We start from the raw sequence: 14,075 nt of genomic DNA on the forward strand, positions 1-14,075 counted from the left end.
GTTGCCTTTGCGTCACTTTCCACGGTGGCAGTAGTTGGGCTAGGAGGCTTTAGTGTCTGCCATCATTCAGGCTTTTAAGGATGCGGATCTTCGGCGCAAGATTTTGTTCACGATTCTTTTGATCGTGATCTACCGCGTCGGCGCGCAGATCCCATCACCGGGCGTGGATTATCAAAACATTTCTGGGCGACTCCATGAGTTGACCCAAGAAAATGACAGCTTGTATTCCGTCATTAACCTGTTTTCCGGTGGCGCACTGCTGCAGCTATCGATATTTGCCATCGGCATCATGCCGTACATTACGGCCTCCATTATTTCGCAGTTGCTCACCGTCGTGATTCCACATTTTGAGCAGTTGAAAAAAGAGGGCCAATCCGGCCAAGCGAAGATGACCCAATACACCAGGTACATGACGCTTGCCCTGGCGCTGTTGCAATCGGCGGGCATCGTCGCCTTGGCGGACAGGAACCAGCTGCTGGGGCAGGGTGTAGAGGTTTTGGATCCTGACCGCACCGTTTTTGACCTCGTTCTTCTCGTGACGGTGATGACTACCGGCGCGATTTTCGTGATGTGGCTTGGTGAGCTCATCACCGAAAAAGGCATTGGAAACGGCATGTCGTTGCTCATTTTCGCCGGTATCGCAACACGCCTTCCTACCGATGGTTACAGGATCTTGCAGGACAACGGCGGAGTCGTTTTTGCGGTCGTATGCGCAGCTGTGGTGGCGCTCGTTGTCGGTATTACCTTCATGGAGCAAGGCCAGCGTCGGATTCCGGTTCAATACGCAAAGCGGATGGTCGGCCGTCGTCAGTACGGTGGATCTTCGACTTACCTGCCACTGAAGGTCAACCAGGCCGGAGTTATCCCGGTTATCTTCGCTTCGTCGTTGATTTACATGCCGGTTTTAATCACCGAGATTGTGAACTCTTCGAACCCGACACCACCTGACAACTGGTGGATGCGCAATGTAATTGCGAATCTGCAATCGCCATCGTCGTATGTCTATATCGCGGTTTATGTCACGCTGATTATCTTCTTCTCTTATTTCTATACCTCGATTCAGTATGACCCGAATGAGCAAGCAGAAAACATGAAGAAGTACGGCGGCTTCATTCCTGGTATCCGCCCAGGCCGCCCAACCGCGATGTACTTGAGCTTCGTCATGAACCGGCTTCTGTTCGTTGGTTCTATTTATCTCGCGTTCATTGCGATCCTTCCGAACCTTGCGCTTGACTTGGGGGTTGGCTCCAATGATTCCGCAGGCATGACTGCGTTTGGTGGTACTGCTATCCTGATTATGGTATCTGTGGCTCTTACCACAGTGAAGCAAATCGAATCCCAACTTCTGCAATCCAACTATGAAGGGCTGCTCAAATAATGCGATTGGTACTCCTTGGCCCAGCTGGCGCCGGTAAAGGCACCCAGGCTGAAATCCTCAGTGAAAAACTTAATGTTCCGCATATCTCTACTGGTGATATCTTCCGGGCAAATATCTCAGAAGGCACACCGCTCGGCGTCGAAGCCAAGGAATACATCGACGCCGGAAAGCTGGTCCCTACTGACGTTACAGCTCGGATGGTTGAGTCCCGCTTGGAAGAGCCGGATACCGAGGAAGGATTCCTTCTTGATGGTTTCCCGAGGACCGTGGAACAAGCTCAGATTCTGGAAGACTTGCTCGGCAAGAAAAATCTGCGGCTCGATCACGTAGTCAACTTCGAAGTTTCGGAGGATGTTGTCGTTCAGCGCATGAAGGCACGCGGGCGTGCTGACGACACGGAGGACGTAATCCGCACACGGTTGGAGGTATACCGTGACGAAGTAGTCCCGCTGATTAAACACTACGGTGACAACGTCATCAATGTGCAAGCCGAGGGAGAAGTCTCGGAAATTAACCAACGCACCATGCAGGCGCTCGGGAAATAGCCAGCTATCCGATAAGCTATGGGGGATCGCCAGCAGGCGTCCCGTTTTATTAAAAGGACAACTCTTCCATGACTACACGCAAAATCGTTGCCGGCCTCGTAGGCAGCTTGGCAATGTTGGTATCCGTTATGCTTCCGGGCGTCTCCGCGCAAGCACAGCCACTGCCAGGCTCGTCGGCGGCTATTGACCGGTTCCAAGCCCCGCAATTCCCAGACTTCAATCAGCTGGTCCAACAGTTTGATCAAGGCAACCGAGACGGTGCTTGGCATTTGCGAACACAACTCGTGCATCAGGCTAACATCTTGAACCCTCAATTTGCAGCGGGTCTTGCGCAGACCATCGACCAAGCGCTGGAGTTCGTATTCCCGGGGCTGATCGCCCAAAAGCAACAAGCCGCTCGTGGTCCCGCGGAGCCAATGACCCCGGCCCCGTCACGCGGCCCGCACATCGACACCGGAGCATGTCCGGCTGACGCTCGCGTTTGTGTGGATATCGACGGCCGACGCACTTGGCTGCAAGATGGTCATGGATCTGTCACCCATGTCGCGTCCGCGATGGCTCCCGGTAAACCAGGTCAGGACACCCCTCGAGGTACTTTCCACGTAAACCGTAAGGTTAAGGACGAGATCTCTTACGAGTTTAATAACGCCCCGATGCCATACGCGATTTATTTCACCAATAACGGACATGCGTTCCACGAAGGTTCTCCGGCTTACGATTCCGCCGGATGCGTACGTCTTCCAAATCAGGATGCGATCACCTTCTGGAACCACTTGAATATCGGAGACAAGGTCTTCATTTACTAAAATCGCCTTAAGCTTCCTGACAGGCAGGCTCCGTCTGAACTGAGCGAAAGCACAAGCAAACCTGGAAAAGTTTGTTTTTGCTGCTAGTGCTCTGTATAGTTGGAGCTTGGTCTGTCAAGGTTTAGTCTTGCTGCGTTTGACCAGCATGACGCGACTCAATGACACCGGCCGCGGCCGGTGTTTTTGCATTTATAAGACTCTTTCAGGCCGGTAAAGCATTAGACAAGCAATCGGCGCAGTTCGCCCTGTGCCAGGAAGCCGGAGGATATGGCTAAGGAAGGCGCAATTGAGGTTGAAGGTCGGGTAACCGAGCCTTTGCCAAACGCAATGTTCAAAGTCGAGCTAGACAACGGACATGAGGTGCTTGCTCATATTTCGGGTAAGATGCGCCAGCACTACATCCGTATCCTTCCCGAGGATCGGGTCGTCGTGGAGTTGTCTCCATATGACCTGAACCGTGGCCGTATTGTCTATCGCTACAAGTAAAGACTGTAAGCCTCCCTACTCAAAACAATCTGTCCGCAAATAACTCTGCGGACAATTGTTCGTATACCTCAGGCCGCGGTGGCCCGAGCCTGGTGTGCATTACGGCGCAATATTTTGCGTCTACGCCGCACGATCCAGGGCGGGTAGGGAGAAAACCACCGTACATACCCCGAAAGGACTCGCCTTATGGCACGTCTCGCTGGTGTGGATCTCCCACGCAACAAGCGTATGGAGATCGCTCTCACCTACATTTACGGCATCGGTCCAACCCGTGCCACCGAGTTGCTGGAAGCTACCGGCATCTCTCCTGATTTGCGTACCGACGCCCTCACAGACGATCAGGTGTCCTCGTTGCGCGACCAGATCGAGGCTCAGTACACCGTCGAAGGTGACCTTCGTCGTGAAGTCCAGGCCAACATCCGTCGCAAGATCGAGATTGGAAGCTACCAAGGTTTGCGCCACCGCCGTGGTCTGCCAGTCCGTGGTCAGCGCACCAAGACCAATGCTCGTACTCGCAAGGGTCCAAAGAAGACGATCGCAGGAAAGAAGAAGTAGTTTATGCCTCCAAAGACTCGCTCTGGCGCACGCCGTGGCCGTCGCGTCGTAAAGAAGAATGTGGCCCATGGCCACGCCTACATCAAGTCGACCTTCAACAACACCATCGTGTCTATTACTGACCCTGCCGGTGCTGTTATTGCATGGGCTTCGTCTGGTCATGTTGGTTTCAAGGGCTCCCGTAAGTCCACCCCATTCGCCGCACAGATGGCTGCTGAAAACGCCGCCCGCAAGGCAATGGATCACAACATGAAGAAGGTTGACGTTTTCGTCAAGGGTCCGGGCTCTGGCCGTGAGACCGCCATTCGTTCCCTGCAGGCTGCAGGCCTTGAGGTCAACTCCATCACTGATGGCACACCGCACCCATTCAATGGCTGCCGCCCACCGAAAAAGCGTAAGTTCTAGGGGAAGGAAGAGGTTTAAAACATGGCTCGTTATATTGGCCCCGCAACCCGCGTATCCCGCCGTCTGCGCGTCGACCTAGTCGGCGGAGACTTGGCATTCGAGCGTCGTCCTTACCCACCAGGACACGCTGGACGCAACCGCATTAAAGAATCTGAATACCTGCTGCAGCTGCAGGAAAAGCAGAAGGCGAAGTACACCTACGGTGTTTTGGAACGCCAGTTCCGTCGTTACTACACCGAGGCTAACCGCCTGAACGGCAAGACTGGTGACAACCTCGTCATCTTGCTCGAATCCCGCCTGGATAACGTCGTCTACCGTGCAGGTCTGGCCAAGACCCGTCGTCAGGCACGTCAGTTGGTTTCCCACGGACACTTCACCGTGAATGGCAAGAACATCGACATCCCGTCCTACTCGGTTACCCAGTACGACATCATCGACGTTCGCCCACGTTCGCAGAAGATGCAGTGGTTCGAAGAAGCCCAGGACTCCCTTGCCGACGCCGTCGTTCCGGCTTGGTTGCAGGTAGTCCCTGATACCTTGCGCATCCTCGTGCACCAGTTGCCCGAGCGCGCTCAGATCGACGTTCCGCTGCAAGAACAGCTCATCGTCGAGCTTTACTCGAAGTAATCTGGCTTCGGATCTGCAGCTTTACATTCCTCATTGTTGTCCTAGCCGGCGTCAAATAGCGGGCGCCAAAGGAGAAAATTCATGCTTATTTCACAGCGTCCCCAGCTGAGCGAAGAATTTATCGATTCTTCCCGCTCCAAGTTCGTCATTGAACCATTGGAGCCGGGGTTCGGCTACACGCTGGGTAACTCGCTGCGTCGTACGTTGCTGTCCTCGATCCCTGGGGCGGCGGTCACCTCCGTCAAAATTGATGGCGTACTCCACGAGTTCACGACCATTAACGGCGTTAAGGAAGACGTTTCTGAAATCATTCTCAACGTCAAAGACCTTGTGCTGTCCTCGGATTCGGACGAGCCGGTAGTGATGTACGTCTCCCAGCAGGGGGCGGGCACTATTACGGCCGGTGACATCCAGCCACCAGCGGGTGTGGAGATCCACAACCCGGATCTGCACATCGCAACGCTGAACGACGATGCTCGTTTTGAAATGGAGCTCGTTGTTGAACGCGGTCGTGGCTACGTACCTGCTGCGGCTACCTCGGGAGACATCGGACGCATCCCAGTAGATCAAATCTACTCGCCAGTGCTGAAGGTGTCCTACAAGGTGGAAGCAACTCGTGTTGAGCAGCGTACTGACTTCGATAAGCTGATCATCGACGTCGAGACGAAAAACTCGATTTCCGCTCGGGACGCGCTCGCTTCCGCCGGCGGTACCCTGGTCGAGTTGTTCGGTCTGGCGCGCGAACTTAACACGCAGGCAGAAGGCATTGAGATTGGACCATCCCCACAGGAATCCGAATACATTGCCGCTTACGGTATGCCTATTGAGGAGTTGAACTTCTCTGTTCGCTCGTATAACTGCCTGAAGCGTCAGGAAATCCACACTGTTGGTGAGCTCGCCGAGTGCACCGAGTCTGATTTGTTGGATATCCGCAACTTCGGCCAGAAGTCGATCAATGAGGTCAAGATCAAGCTGGCGAATCTGAATCTGACTCTGAAGGACGCACCTGAAGATTTCGACCCAACTGTGTTGGAAGGCTACGACGCAGAAACCGGCGACTTCAAGGATCCTGCAGAAGATTCCGAGTAAAGCGCATATGTTCTGGCAGGTTCACTGTTTAGTGAATACTGTGCCGACACTGCAAGCACAGTTCCCTAGTGTCCCTGCTTACGCGCTCACTTAAATAATACGAGGAGAAACACTATGCCTACTCCAAAACGAGGCGCCCGAATTGGAGGCTCGGCTCGCAACCAGCGTCACATTCTGTCGAATCTGGCCGCTGCACTGTTCGAGCACGACTCCATCAAGACCACCGACGCCAAAGCTAAGCTGCTGCGTCCATACGCAGAGAAGCTGATCACCAAGGCCCGTTCCGGCACCTTGGCTGACCGTCGTGAGGTACTCGCACAGGTTCCGCAAAAGGAAGCTGTTGCTCGTCTATTCAACGAACTTGCTCCAAAGTTCGAAAAACGCGATGGCGGCTACACCCGCATGGTGAAGCTGGAAAACCGTACCGGTGACAACGCTCCTATGACCCAGATTTCCCTGGTTCTGGAAGAGACCGTGTCCGCTTCCGCAGAACGCACCACTCAGGCTGCTGCTGCGAAGGCCGATTCCGACTCCACCGATCCATCTGACGAATCCAACATGGATTCTGAAGGTGCCGCTGCTAACACCGAAGCAGACTCCGAGGAGAAGTAATCTCGCGGCTTTCTAGCGGTGGGCTAGTGGTTTGTTATTTATGACCAACTGCTAGCTCTCGGTACCTTATCTGCAGCACACCAACACGGTTGTGTGTAATGAAGATCACTAAGCTCTATTTCCTTGACGAAGAGGAAATAGAGCTTTTGTGCATTAAAGTGAAGTTATGAAACGCAACGAATCTAACCAAGACCGTGGAATCCGTGCTGTAGTCGGCATTATTGCTTTGCTCATTGGGCTGTTTGCAGTAGGCGGTTTCCTCCGCGCACTGTTGATCATCGTCGGCCTCGTTCTGGTGATCACCGCAGCAGTGGGCTTCTGCCCGCTGTACCGCCTGCTGGGAATCAATACCTGCAAAGTGCGGCGTTAACAAAGCCTGGCGTTAACACATACTGGTATTAACATAGTCCGGCATCAAACCAGGGCGGCGTTTACCTAGCGGCGGTCTAGCCTAGGCAAAAGCGGGAGCACGTTTGCGACCGTGCCGCCCCAAAGACATTGAGCCGAGCGCCGCCACCAAGAGCAGGGCATAAGCGAGGGTGATTGCCACAGCCGCGGGGATGTCTATGCGATACGCGCTCCAGAATCCCACCAGGCTGCCTATTAGTGCAATCACGACGGCACTGCCCAGAATTTGGGTCAGCATGGAAATGCCCGGTAGGCGAAAAGTGACAGCGAAGATTCGCCCGGTAGCCGCAGGCAATACCATCATCGCGATCACCAGCATCACACCGGCGGCGTAAAAACTCGCAGTGACCGTCAAAGAGGTTAAGGCGAGCGTCGTCAAGCGCAATGCCCGTACCGGTACGCCAGCGACTTTGGCGGCACGGTCGTCGAAGGCACAAGCTCCAAGCAGGGGGAGGAGCCAGCCGACGAAGACGATGTTCGCCAGCATGATCGGCACTAGCGTCCATAGATAAGACGGTTGCGAAAGTGCGGCCAGATTGAGATTGCCGACTAACACGGTGTGCACGTCGAAGTGCACGTTCGAGAAATTCAAGCTTAGCAGCACGATCCCGACGGCGAACATGGAGGGAAAAACCAACCCCAGTGCGCCGCCTTCTGCGATTAACCCGGTGTCAGCTAACCACCTCGTGCCCAAAGCCACCAGAAACGCCGCGGCTCCCGCGAATAAAACGAGTAACGGGGACTGCACTGATCCGGAAATCAGCGCGCCCACCACGATTCCTGGGAGCACGGCGTGCCCCATGCCGTCGAGAAGCATTGCATCCTTGTTTGCCACCACGATCACCCCAGGAATCGCGCAGGTAATAGCGGTAACGACGGCCAAAATACTGACGGTGACGACGAAACTCATTGGGAAAACACCAATCCGCGCTTAGGGGCGAAAATCAAAGAGACGAGGGCGAAGCAGGCCTGCACAACGGCGATAAGTGGGCCGGTAGGGATCGAGCCAATGACCACGGCCAAGTAGACCCCGATTAAGCAACTAGCAGCACCGATCACAGCGGCAAGGACCGTGACGACGCCGAGCTGATTAGACCATTGCCGTGCGGCCACGCAGGGGGCGATGATGAACGAGACCATCAAGATCACGCCGACGACTTTGATGCCGTTGACGACCACTAATGCGAAAGCGGTCATGGCGACGATGTGCAGCAGGCGGGTGTGTACCCCGGAGGTTGTGGCGAAGGTTGGGTCGAAAAGCCAGCATTTCAGCGTGGGGAAGTACCAGATGAGTCCGCTGAGAATAACCAGGCTGAGTACGACGGAAATCCGTAAATCTGCGATGGTTACCGAGCTAGCATTACCCAACAGATAGTCTTGAATTCCGCCTTTGCCGGGCAGTGGCTGCTTGGTGATGATGAACAACCCCAGCATGCCTAAGGCAAAAGACACGCTGAGTGAGATGGCCATGCCGGTATCGACCGACAACGGCGTGTGGTGAAACAACCAGTGGGACAGGCCGACGGCTAGTAATGCGGTCAGCAACGCACCAGCCGCTAAAAACAGCGGGTTGCGCGTCGGCAAGTTGAGGTACGCGGCGATAAGAAACGCGAAGGTAATTCCCGGTAAACTGGCGTGGGAAATCACGTCGGAAATCAGTGCTTGCTTGCGGAAATACACCACGGGGGACAATGCACCGGCTGCGACGCCGATGACCATGGTGCCGAGCACCGCCATGAGATACGTGTGGGTGGTCAGCAATTCCCATGGTGTGATCATGACACCGACCTGCGATCCCGCGTGAGGTTCGCGGAGAAGTTGCCCGGCAGATTATAAGCGTCGCTGATGGCGGTGTCGGTGAGAGTTTTGTGCGTTGGTCCGTTAGCGGATACCTTGCCGTTGGCTAACAACGTCACGTGGTCGCAGTATTCGGCGACTTCTGCCAGGTTGTGGTGAACCATGATGATGGTGGTCCCTGACTGGTGTAGTTCGCGGAGGATGTCGACGATTGTTTCTTGGCTAAATGCGTCGATGCCCTGGAAAGGTTCATCAAGGACCAGCAGCTCCGGGCTGTTGACGAGCGTGCGGGCTAATAGTGCGCGTTGCCTCTGCCCACCGGAGAGTGCGCCAATCGCTGCGCCGGAATATTTCTGCAAGCCGACGGCGGCAACGGCCTGGCGCGCAGCTTTTTTATCTGCCGAATTTGGCCAAGGCCACCACGAGCGTTTGCTAGCAGTACGCCCCATCAAGGCCACGTCCAGGACAGTGGCCGGAAAGTCCCAGTCCACCTGTTGACTTTGCGGCATATAGCCGAGATCTGTCCGGATGGCACGCAGCGGCTTGCCAAAAAATTCCACCTGTGCCTGCCCCCGGGTGGCTTTGGGCAATAACCCCAGGCAGGCTTGCAACAACGTGGACTTGCCGCTCCCGTTTGCGCCGACGATGCCGGCGAAACTACCGCGCGGGATTTTGACGTCCAGCTCATCCAAGATGACGCCGGTGCCGTAATTGACTGTCAGGCCACGTACCGACAATGCAGTGGTGGTAGTGGGGGCGGGTGCAAGCATGGCGGTCTCCTGGACGGTGGTTGAAACCTTGATTTTCTTGATTACTGGGGCCGGTGCACACTGTGACCGGTGGTGCTATGACCGGTGGGTGCTGTGAATGCTGGGTACATAGCCCAGAGTTGCTGGTTCGGTCTACTTCAGTGCGGCAGCGATTGCTTCGAAGTTGTGGCGGAATGCGCCAAGGTAAGTATCAACTGGGGCTTCGGCTCCGAGGCTATCGGCGAACAGTTCCTCATCAGAGATTTCGACATCCCATCCGCGCGCCGCGATGGCTTCGCTCAACGCGTTGATGGCCTGTGGGTTGACCTGGTTATCGTAGAAGATCGTCGGAACCTTGGCTTCTGCGATCTTTTCGGCCAACTCATCGAGTTCACTGGCAGATTTCTCGGCTTCGGTGGACACGAAGTCGGTTGCTTCCACATCTAGGTCGTAGGTATCGCCGAGGTAGTTGAAGGCATCGTGGCCGGTGACCAACAGACGAGAGGACAAATCGCTGAGCGCATCTTTGGCTTCTTGGTGCAACGTCGCGATTTCGTCGTTGTACTTCTCGGCGGCCTCGTGGTAACCCTCGCTGCCGTCTGGGTCGATTTCCGAGATATGGTCGGCGACGATATCGACGACTTCTTGCCACAGTTCCGGCGAGTTCCAAATGTGTGGGTCGTATTCTGGTTCGCCTTCTTCCTCAGCTTCTGGCCAAGGTAGCAACTTGGTTTCGTCGAGCTGATCACCAACGGCAACTTGCTTATCACCGAGGGCTTCTAGCTGCTTATCCATCTGGGCTTCGAGGTGCAGGCCGTTCCACAACACAACATCGGACTTTTGCATTGTGTCGATGTCTTGCGTGGTGGGCTGGTAGGTGTGTGGGTCGCCGCCAGGGCCAACCAGGGTGATCACCTCGGCATCTGGTGCGATGTGCTGGGCGGCGTCGGCAAGGTAGCCGGTAGTGGCGAAGATGGTCAGTTGTTCGTCTGCGCCGTTGCTGCCATTAGTGCCGCTGGCATTGGAATCGGAGTCATTGCTGCATGCAGCCAAGCCGCCTAAGCAGGCTAAGGCTGTGCCGATGGTGGCGGCGGTGCGGATGGATTTGCGTGTCATGCTTACCTTTCGTGGATGAATCTTATTTTATGAAAGTATGCTTAAAAAAGTTCAGCAATATGGATAATTGAAATCCTAGACACTGGTGTTTGAATCTTCAACTGAGTTTCTGTGCCTACCTGCCCTAACAGTGACGTGGCAGGTATTTGCCAGCTAGAATGGCCGCATGCATATTGGTGAGCTGCCGCAACGGACCCAGGAATATCTGAAATTGCTGTGGGGGATCTCAGAACGTTCCGGTGAATCCGGGGGTCAAGCATCGGTAAGCCTTTCCGAATTATCCCGTCGTGCGCAGCAAAAGAATTCCACTACTTCTGAGGCCATCAAACGCCTGCAGGCTCGTGGCCTGGTGGAACACGAACCTTATTCTGGGGTGAAGCTCACTGAACTGGGCGCACGGTTGGCACTTGTGATGATCCGCCGCCACCGCTTGATCGAAACGTTCCTGGTGGAAACCCTTGGTTATACCTGGGATGAAATTCATACCGACGCCGACCTGCTGGAACACGCAGCCTCGGACCGTTTTATCAACCGCATTGATGCGCTGTTGGATTTTCCAACTCGTGATCCGCATGGCGACCCGATTCCGTCTGCCGACGGTCAGGTGGAAGATCTTGGTGTGATGAGCCTAGCGGAGTGCGAGCCTGGATTACCGGTGGTCATCGAACAGGTTAATGATGAAGATCCTGAATTGCTGCGGTATTTGGCCGCGCATGACATCGCACCGGGTTCTCGAGTCCGGGTGACGAGTCCGTCGGTGGCAGGTTTGGTGCACGTGCAGGTGCTTTCGTCGACGACTGATGAACCGGCAGGCGATCCGGTGGCGTTGGCTGTGAAAGCGGCTGCAGATGTAAAAATTAGTGTGGATAACGATTCGCTTGCCGACGTGCACCCCACTGCCGAAGACTCTATTGCAGAGCCCATTGCAGAACGTCACTCTAATGAAAACTAGTACTGAATTGTCTCGCGAGAAGTGTTCTGACAAGGTGCGCCTGCGTATCGACCTGGCCTATGACGGCACAGATTTTCACGGTTGGGCCCGACAAAAACCACAAGACGGCCAAGAATTGCGCACTGTGCAAGGCGTTGTCGAAGATGCCTTGTCCTTGGTGCTGCGTGCGCCGTTACAACTGACGGTGGCAGGGCGTACAGATGCCGGGGTGCATTCGGCGGGCCAAGTGTGTCATGTCGACGTGCCCGTGGACGCTCTGCAACAGCGCTCAATTGATGGCCAGCCGTGCAAACTGGTGCGGCGCTTGTCGCGGCTGTTACCGGAGGATATTCGCATTAATGCGGTGGAGTTTGCACCCACAGGTTTTGATGCCCGGTTTTCTGCGTTGCGCCGTCATTATGAATATCGTGTGACTGCGCATCCGGGTGGGGTGCTGCCGACGCGGGCACGTGATACTGCGTTATGGGGTGCAACAGTTGACCTTGCTGCCATGCAGGATGCCGCAGATGCGCTGGTGGGTTTTCATGATTTCGCTGCGTTTTGTAAAGCGAAGCCACATGCCACCACGGTGCGGGATCTGCAAATTTTTCAGTGGGAAGATGTCTCTACTGCCACTGAGCCGGCGACGTATCTCGCGCACGTAGTTGCTGATGCGTTTTGCTGGTCAATGGTGCGCAGTCTCGTCGGCACGTGCCTGCAGGTGGGGTCCGGGAAACGTGATGTGGATTTCGCCGCGACGTTGTTGGGGCAGGATTCGCGTAGCTCGAAGATCCAGGTGGCGCCGGCAAATGGGCTGAGTTTGGTACGCGTGGATTATCCGGCCGACGCGGAACTGGCGGCGCGTGCTATTGAAACTAGGCAGCGCCGTGACTAGGCAGTGGCGCGAATCGTGATGTAGCATACTGGCGTCTGTATGAACTTTCGGGGAGGGGACGTTCTATGGCCGCGGGGGATAATAACGAGAATTTGCAGAGTCCTGGCCGTGCTCTGGCGAGTAACGATGGTGGGCAGAAGAAAAGCGGTGCGCCGCAGACCATGCTGCCGACGACGAAAGCGCAAGTTAGTGGGCATAAGTTTTTGCGTCGCCGGGTGGAACATGGGGTGGTTACTGGCGATATCCGGATGATTCATGATCCGCTGGCCACGCGTCGGCGAGCGTTGATTTTTGGTACTGTCGCCACGGTGCTCATCGGTGCTGGTGCTGGCGTGTTGGCGTGGTTGTCGCCGGAACCAGATCCGGGCGATGCTGTGATCGTGCGCAGTGAGCACGGGCAGCTCTACACGCTGCTGGATGGGCGTTATCATCCGACGACGAATCTGGCCTCGGCCCGGTTGCTGGCTGGCAGCCCCGAGGACCCGGTGGCGATCGGTGCAGATAACCTCGCGCAGCGCCCGCACGGCATCCCGGTGGGTATTGTCGATGCACCAAATAATTTGCCAACGGCTGATGATCTTGCCGACGCCGCAGCTGGCGGTAGTTTTGCAGGTCGTATGCCTGTATCCGGTTCTGATGCTTCTGATTCACCAGCTCCCAGCCCGTGGGCGGGGTGTATTGATTTTGCATCCGCTGCGTTGAGCGTGGTCGCCGATAATCCGGAAGAGGCATTCTTGCTGGATACGGTCGACGACGATGCCGCCGCACTCGTCGAACATGATGGCGTACAGTGGCTGGTCAGCGCCGATGGGCGTGTAGAACTCCCGGATGGTGCAGATCAGTTTTCGCGTGCCGTGCGGCGCGGCCTAGGCGTGAACCACGACTCTGCCGTGTGGGAGGCGCCGCCGGAATTACTCGCGAATTGGACAGCAAAGCCAGCTTTTTCTGTGCCACCGGCTGAAGAACTTCCTGAGGTTTTAGAGGTAAAAGCCCCAGCCCCGGATGCCAATCAGTGGTGGGCGTTGCTTGAGGCTGGTGGCACCCCACAAGAATCACGCGGCATCACTCCGTTAAGCCAGCTAGAAGCGCAGATCTTGCAGGATATGGGTGCACAATCGCGCCGCACAGATTCCGCTGAGGTGCACCGTTACCCGGATGCGCAGCCAGCGGCTGTGAATTGGAATCTGCCTGAATTCAGGCCGGATTTGCTTGACGACGCTCACGGCCAAGTGTGTGCTGGTGGTAACGGAGAATTGGTGGTGCTGAATCACGTTACAGAACCTGATCCCGATGATCCCAGTGCTCCTAGTGATCTCCGTGAGCCAGGTGCTCCCAGCGCCGAGGCCTCGGATCCGGTCCAGGTCAGCACGGTAGAAATTTCTGGCGCCGCGGCCGCGGATTATTTTGTCTCCACGCGAACCTTCAGCCATGGTGTTGCCAGCGAACACGGCTATCATGTGTTGACGCCTTCGGGTCGGATACATGATGTCGATGGTGCAGAAGCTATGCAGGCTGTGGGCGCGCCGGTGGTGCAGGATGAGCTGCTCGTGGAAGAAGTTTCTTGGGACTTGCTGCGTCTTTTGCCGGAAGGCCCGAGCCTGGATGAGCGGTCCGCACGGCAAGCTAGGGAATAACCTGGCTATCCTGGCCCCTGAAGCGGGAACCCTGCTGGCAGT

The 14,075-nt window shown here is 55.8% G+C and carries 17 protein-coding genes; 13 read left to right on the forward strand and 4 right to left on the reverse strand.

Annotated features, from left to right (window positions below; translation table 11 throughout):
• The first annotated feature begins 52 nt into the window (after nt 1–52).
• The 10 genes from secY (at nt 53) to O146_RS0102005 (ending at nt 6,873) form a co-directional block, all read left to right on the forward strand.
• Nucleotides 53–1,378 (forward strand): preprotein translocase subunit SecY, encoded by a 1,326-nt coding sequence (gene secY / locus O146_RS0101955; RefSeq protein WP_023018969.1) that lies wholly within the window; start codon nt 53–55, stop codon nt 1,376–1,378.
• Nucleotides 1,378–1,923, forward strand: a complete 546-nt coding sequence (locus tag O146_RS0101960; RefSeq protein WP_027017521.1) for an adenylate kinase — start codon at nt 1,378–1,380, stop codon at nt 1,921–1,923. Before secY ends, O146_RS0101960 begins: the two co-directional genes overlap by 1 nt.
• A 68-nt stretch (nt 1,924–1,991) precedes the next feature.
• On the forward strand, nt 1,992–2,729 hold the full coding sequence (locus O146_RS0101965; RefSeq protein WP_027017522.1) for a L,D-transpeptidase: 738 nt from the start codon (nt 1,992–1,994) through the stop codon (nt 2,727–2,729).
• A 267-nt stretch (nt 2,730–2,996) separates the two neighbouring features.
• Complete coding sequence (gene infA, locus O146_RS0101975; RefSeq protein ID WP_018121277.1) at nt 2,997–3,215, forward strand: translation initiation factor IF-1; 219 nt, start codon at nt 2,997–2,999, stop codon at nt 3,213–3,215.
• A 186-nt stretch (nt 3,216–3,401) separates the two neighbouring features.
• The gene (gene rpsM, locus O146_RS0101980) at nt 3,402–3,770 is read left to right on the forward strand and encodes a 30S ribosomal protein S13 (RefSeq protein WP_021351969.1); all 369 of its coding nucleotides are present in this window, start codon (nt 3,402–3,404) and stop codon (nt 3,768–3,770) included.
• 3 nt (nt 3,771–3,773) lie between these two features.
• Nucleotides 3,774–4,175, forward strand: coding sequence for a 30S ribosomal protein S11 (gene rpsK, locus O146_RS0101985; protein WP_018121275.1), 402 nt, complete (start codon nt 3,774–3,776; stop codon nt 4,173–4,175).
• 21 nt (nt 4,176–4,196) lie between these two features.
• Nucleotides 4,197–4,802, forward strand: a complete 606-nt coding sequence (rpsD, locus tag O146_RS0101990) for a 30S ribosomal protein S4 (RefSeq protein WP_021351968.1) — start codon at nt 4,197–4,199, stop codon at nt 4,800–4,802.
• Between the two features lie 81 nt (nt 4,803–4,883).
• Nucleotides 4,884–5,891 carry a DNA-directed RNA polymerase subunit alpha gene (locus tag O146_RS0101995; protein WP_021351967.1) on the forward strand — a complete coding sequence of 336 codons (1,008 nt, stop codon included), beginning with the start codon at nt 4,884–4,886 and terminating at the stop codon, nt 5,889–5,891.
• A gap of 114 nt (nt 5,892–6,005) precedes the next feature.
• The gene (gene rplQ, locus O146_RS0102000; RefSeq protein ID WP_023018971.1) at nt 6,006–6,503 is read left to right on the forward strand and encodes a 50S ribosomal protein L17; all 498 of its coding nucleotides are present in this window, start codon (nt 6,006–6,008) and stop codon (nt 6,501–6,503) included.
• 166 nt (nt 6,504–6,669) lie between these two features.
• Nucleotides 6,670–6,873: a YgaP family membrane protein gene (locus tag O146_RS0102005; RefSeq protein WP_021351965.1), complete on the forward strand. Its 204-nt coding sequence runs from the start codon at nt 6,670–6,672 to the stop codon at nt 6,871–6,873.
• 81 nt (nt 6,874–6,954) lie between these two features.
• Here the strand turns inward: O146_RS0102005 and O146_RS10760 are convergent, their stop codons facing one another.
• The 4 genes from O146_RS10760 to O146_RS0102025 all read right to left on the reverse strand — a co-directional run bounded on the left by O146_RS10760 (nt 6,955) and on the right by O146_RS0102025 (nt 10,573).
• On the reverse strand, nt 6,955–7,821 hold the full coding sequence (locus O146_RS10760; RefSeq protein WP_023018972.1) for a metal ABC transporter permease: 867 nt from the start codon (nt 7,819–7,821) through the stop codon (nt 6,955–6,957).
• Nucleotides 7,818–8,690: a metal ABC transporter permease gene (locus tag O146_RS10765; RefSeq protein WP_051619199.1), complete on the reverse strand. Its 873-nt coding sequence runs from the start codon at nt 8,688–8,690 to the stop codon at nt 7,818–7,820. The genes O146_RS10760 and O146_RS10765 overlap by 4 nt, the downstream gene beginning before the upstream one ends.
• Entirely contained in the window at nt 8,687–9,478 is a 792-nt protein-coding gene (locus tag O146_RS0102020; RefSeq protein ID WP_027017523.1) for a metal ABC transporter ATP-binding protein, read from the reverse strand. The genes O146_RS10765 and O146_RS0102020 overlap by 4 nt, the downstream gene beginning before the upstream one ends.
• 132 nt (nt 9,479–9,610) lie before the next feature.
• Complete coding sequence (locus tag O146_RS0102025; protein WP_027017524.1) at nt 9,611–10,573, reverse strand: metal ABC transporter substrate-binding protein; 963 nt, start codon at nt 10,571–10,573, stop codon at nt 9,611–9,613.
• A gap of 166 nt (nt 10,574–10,739) precedes the next feature.
• Here O146_RS0102025 and O146_RS0102030 point away from each other — a divergent pair, with 166 nt between their 5' ends.
• From O146_RS0102030 to eccB, 3 genes are all read left to right on the forward strand, one after another.
• On the forward strand, nt 10,740–11,525 hold the full coding sequence (locus O146_RS0102030) for a metal-dependent transcriptional regulator (RefSeq protein ID WP_018121617.1): 786 nt from the start codon (nt 10,740–10,742) through the stop codon (nt 11,523–11,525).
• Nucleotides 11,515–12,399: a tRNA pseudouridine(38-40) synthase TruA gene (truA, locus tag O146_RS0102035; protein WP_035000468.1), complete on the forward strand. Its 885-nt coding sequence runs from the start codon at nt 11,515–11,517 to the stop codon at nt 12,397–12,399. The genes O146_RS0102030 and truA overlap by 11 nt, the downstream gene beginning before the upstream one ends.
• A 65-nt stretch (nt 12,400–12,464) precedes the next feature.
• Nucleotides 12,465–14,033, forward strand: coding sequence for a type VII secretion protein EccB (eccB, locus tag O146_RS0102040; RefSeq protein WP_027017526.1), 1,569 nt, complete (start codon nt 12,465–12,467; stop codon nt 14,031–14,033).
• The last annotated feature ends 42 nt before the right edge of the window (nt 14,034–14,075 follow it).

Source organism: Corynebacterium pseudodiphtheriticum DSM 44287, from assembly GCF_000688415.1.
Lineage (GTDB): Bacteria > Actinomycetota > Actinomycetes > Mycobacteriales > Mycobacteriaceae > Corynebacterium > Corynebacterium pseudodiphtheriticum.

Coding starts and splice junctions, on each gene's coding strand:
- O146_RS0102005 (WP_021351965.1), top strand. CDS start 6,670: ATGAAACGCAACGAATCTAACCAAGACCGTGGAATCCGTGCTGTAGTC.
- truA (WP_035000468.1), top strand. CDS start 11,515: ATGAAAACTAGTACTGAATTGTCTCGCGAGAAGTGTTCTGACAAGGTG.
- rpsM (WP_021351969.1), top strand. CDS start 3,402: ATGGCACGTCTCGCTGGTGTGGATCTCCCACGCAACAAGCGTATGGAG.
- O146_RS0101995 (WP_021351967.1), top strand. CDS start 4,884: ATGCTTATTTCACAGCGTCCCCAGCTGAGCGAAGAATTTATCGATTCT.
- O146_RS0101965 (WP_027017522.1), top strand. CDS start 1,992: ATGACTACACGCAAAATCGTTGCCGGCCTCGTAGGCAGCTTGGCAATG.
- rpsK (WP_018121275.1), top strand. CDS start 3,774: ATGCCTCCAAAGACTCGCTCTGGCGCACGCCGTGGCCGTCGCGTCGTA.
- O146_RS0102030 (WP_018121617.1), top strand. CDS start 10,740: ATGCATATTGGTGAGCTGCCGCAACGGACCCAGGAATATCTGAAATTG.
- O146_RS10760 (WP_023018972.1), bottom strand. CDS start 7,821: ATGAGTTTCGTCGTCACCGTCAGTATTTTGGCCGTCGTTACCGCTATT.
- O146_RS10765 (WP_051619199.1), bottom strand. CDS start 8,690: ATGATCACACCATGGGAATTGCTGACCACCCACACGTATCTCATGGCG.
- O146_RS0102020 (WP_027017523.1), bottom strand. CDS start 9,478: ATGCTTGCACCCGCCCCCACTACCACCACTGCATTGTCGGTACGTGGC.
- O146_RS0102025 (WP_027017524.1), bottom strand. CDS start 10,573: ATGACACGCAAATCCATCCGCACCGCCGCCACCATCGGCACAGCCTTA.
- infA (WP_018121277.1), top strand. CDS start 2,997: ATGGCTAAGGAAGGCGCAATTGAGGTTGAAGGTCGGGTAACCGAGCCT.
- rplQ (WP_023018971.1), top strand. CDS start 6,006: ATGCCTACTCCAAAACGAGGCGCCCGAATTGGAGGCTCGGCTCGCAAC.
- rpsD (WP_021351968.1), top strand. CDS start 4,197: ATGGCTCGTTATATTGGCCCCGCAACCCGCGTATCCCGCCGTCTGCGC.
- eccB (WP_027017526.1), top strand. CDS start 12,465: ATGGCCGCGGGGGATAATAACGAGAATTTGCAGAGTCCTGGCCGTGCT.
- O146_RS0101960 (WP_027017521.1), top strand. CDS start 1,378: ATGCGATTGGTACTCCTTGGCCCAGCTGGCGCCGGTAAAGGCACCCAG.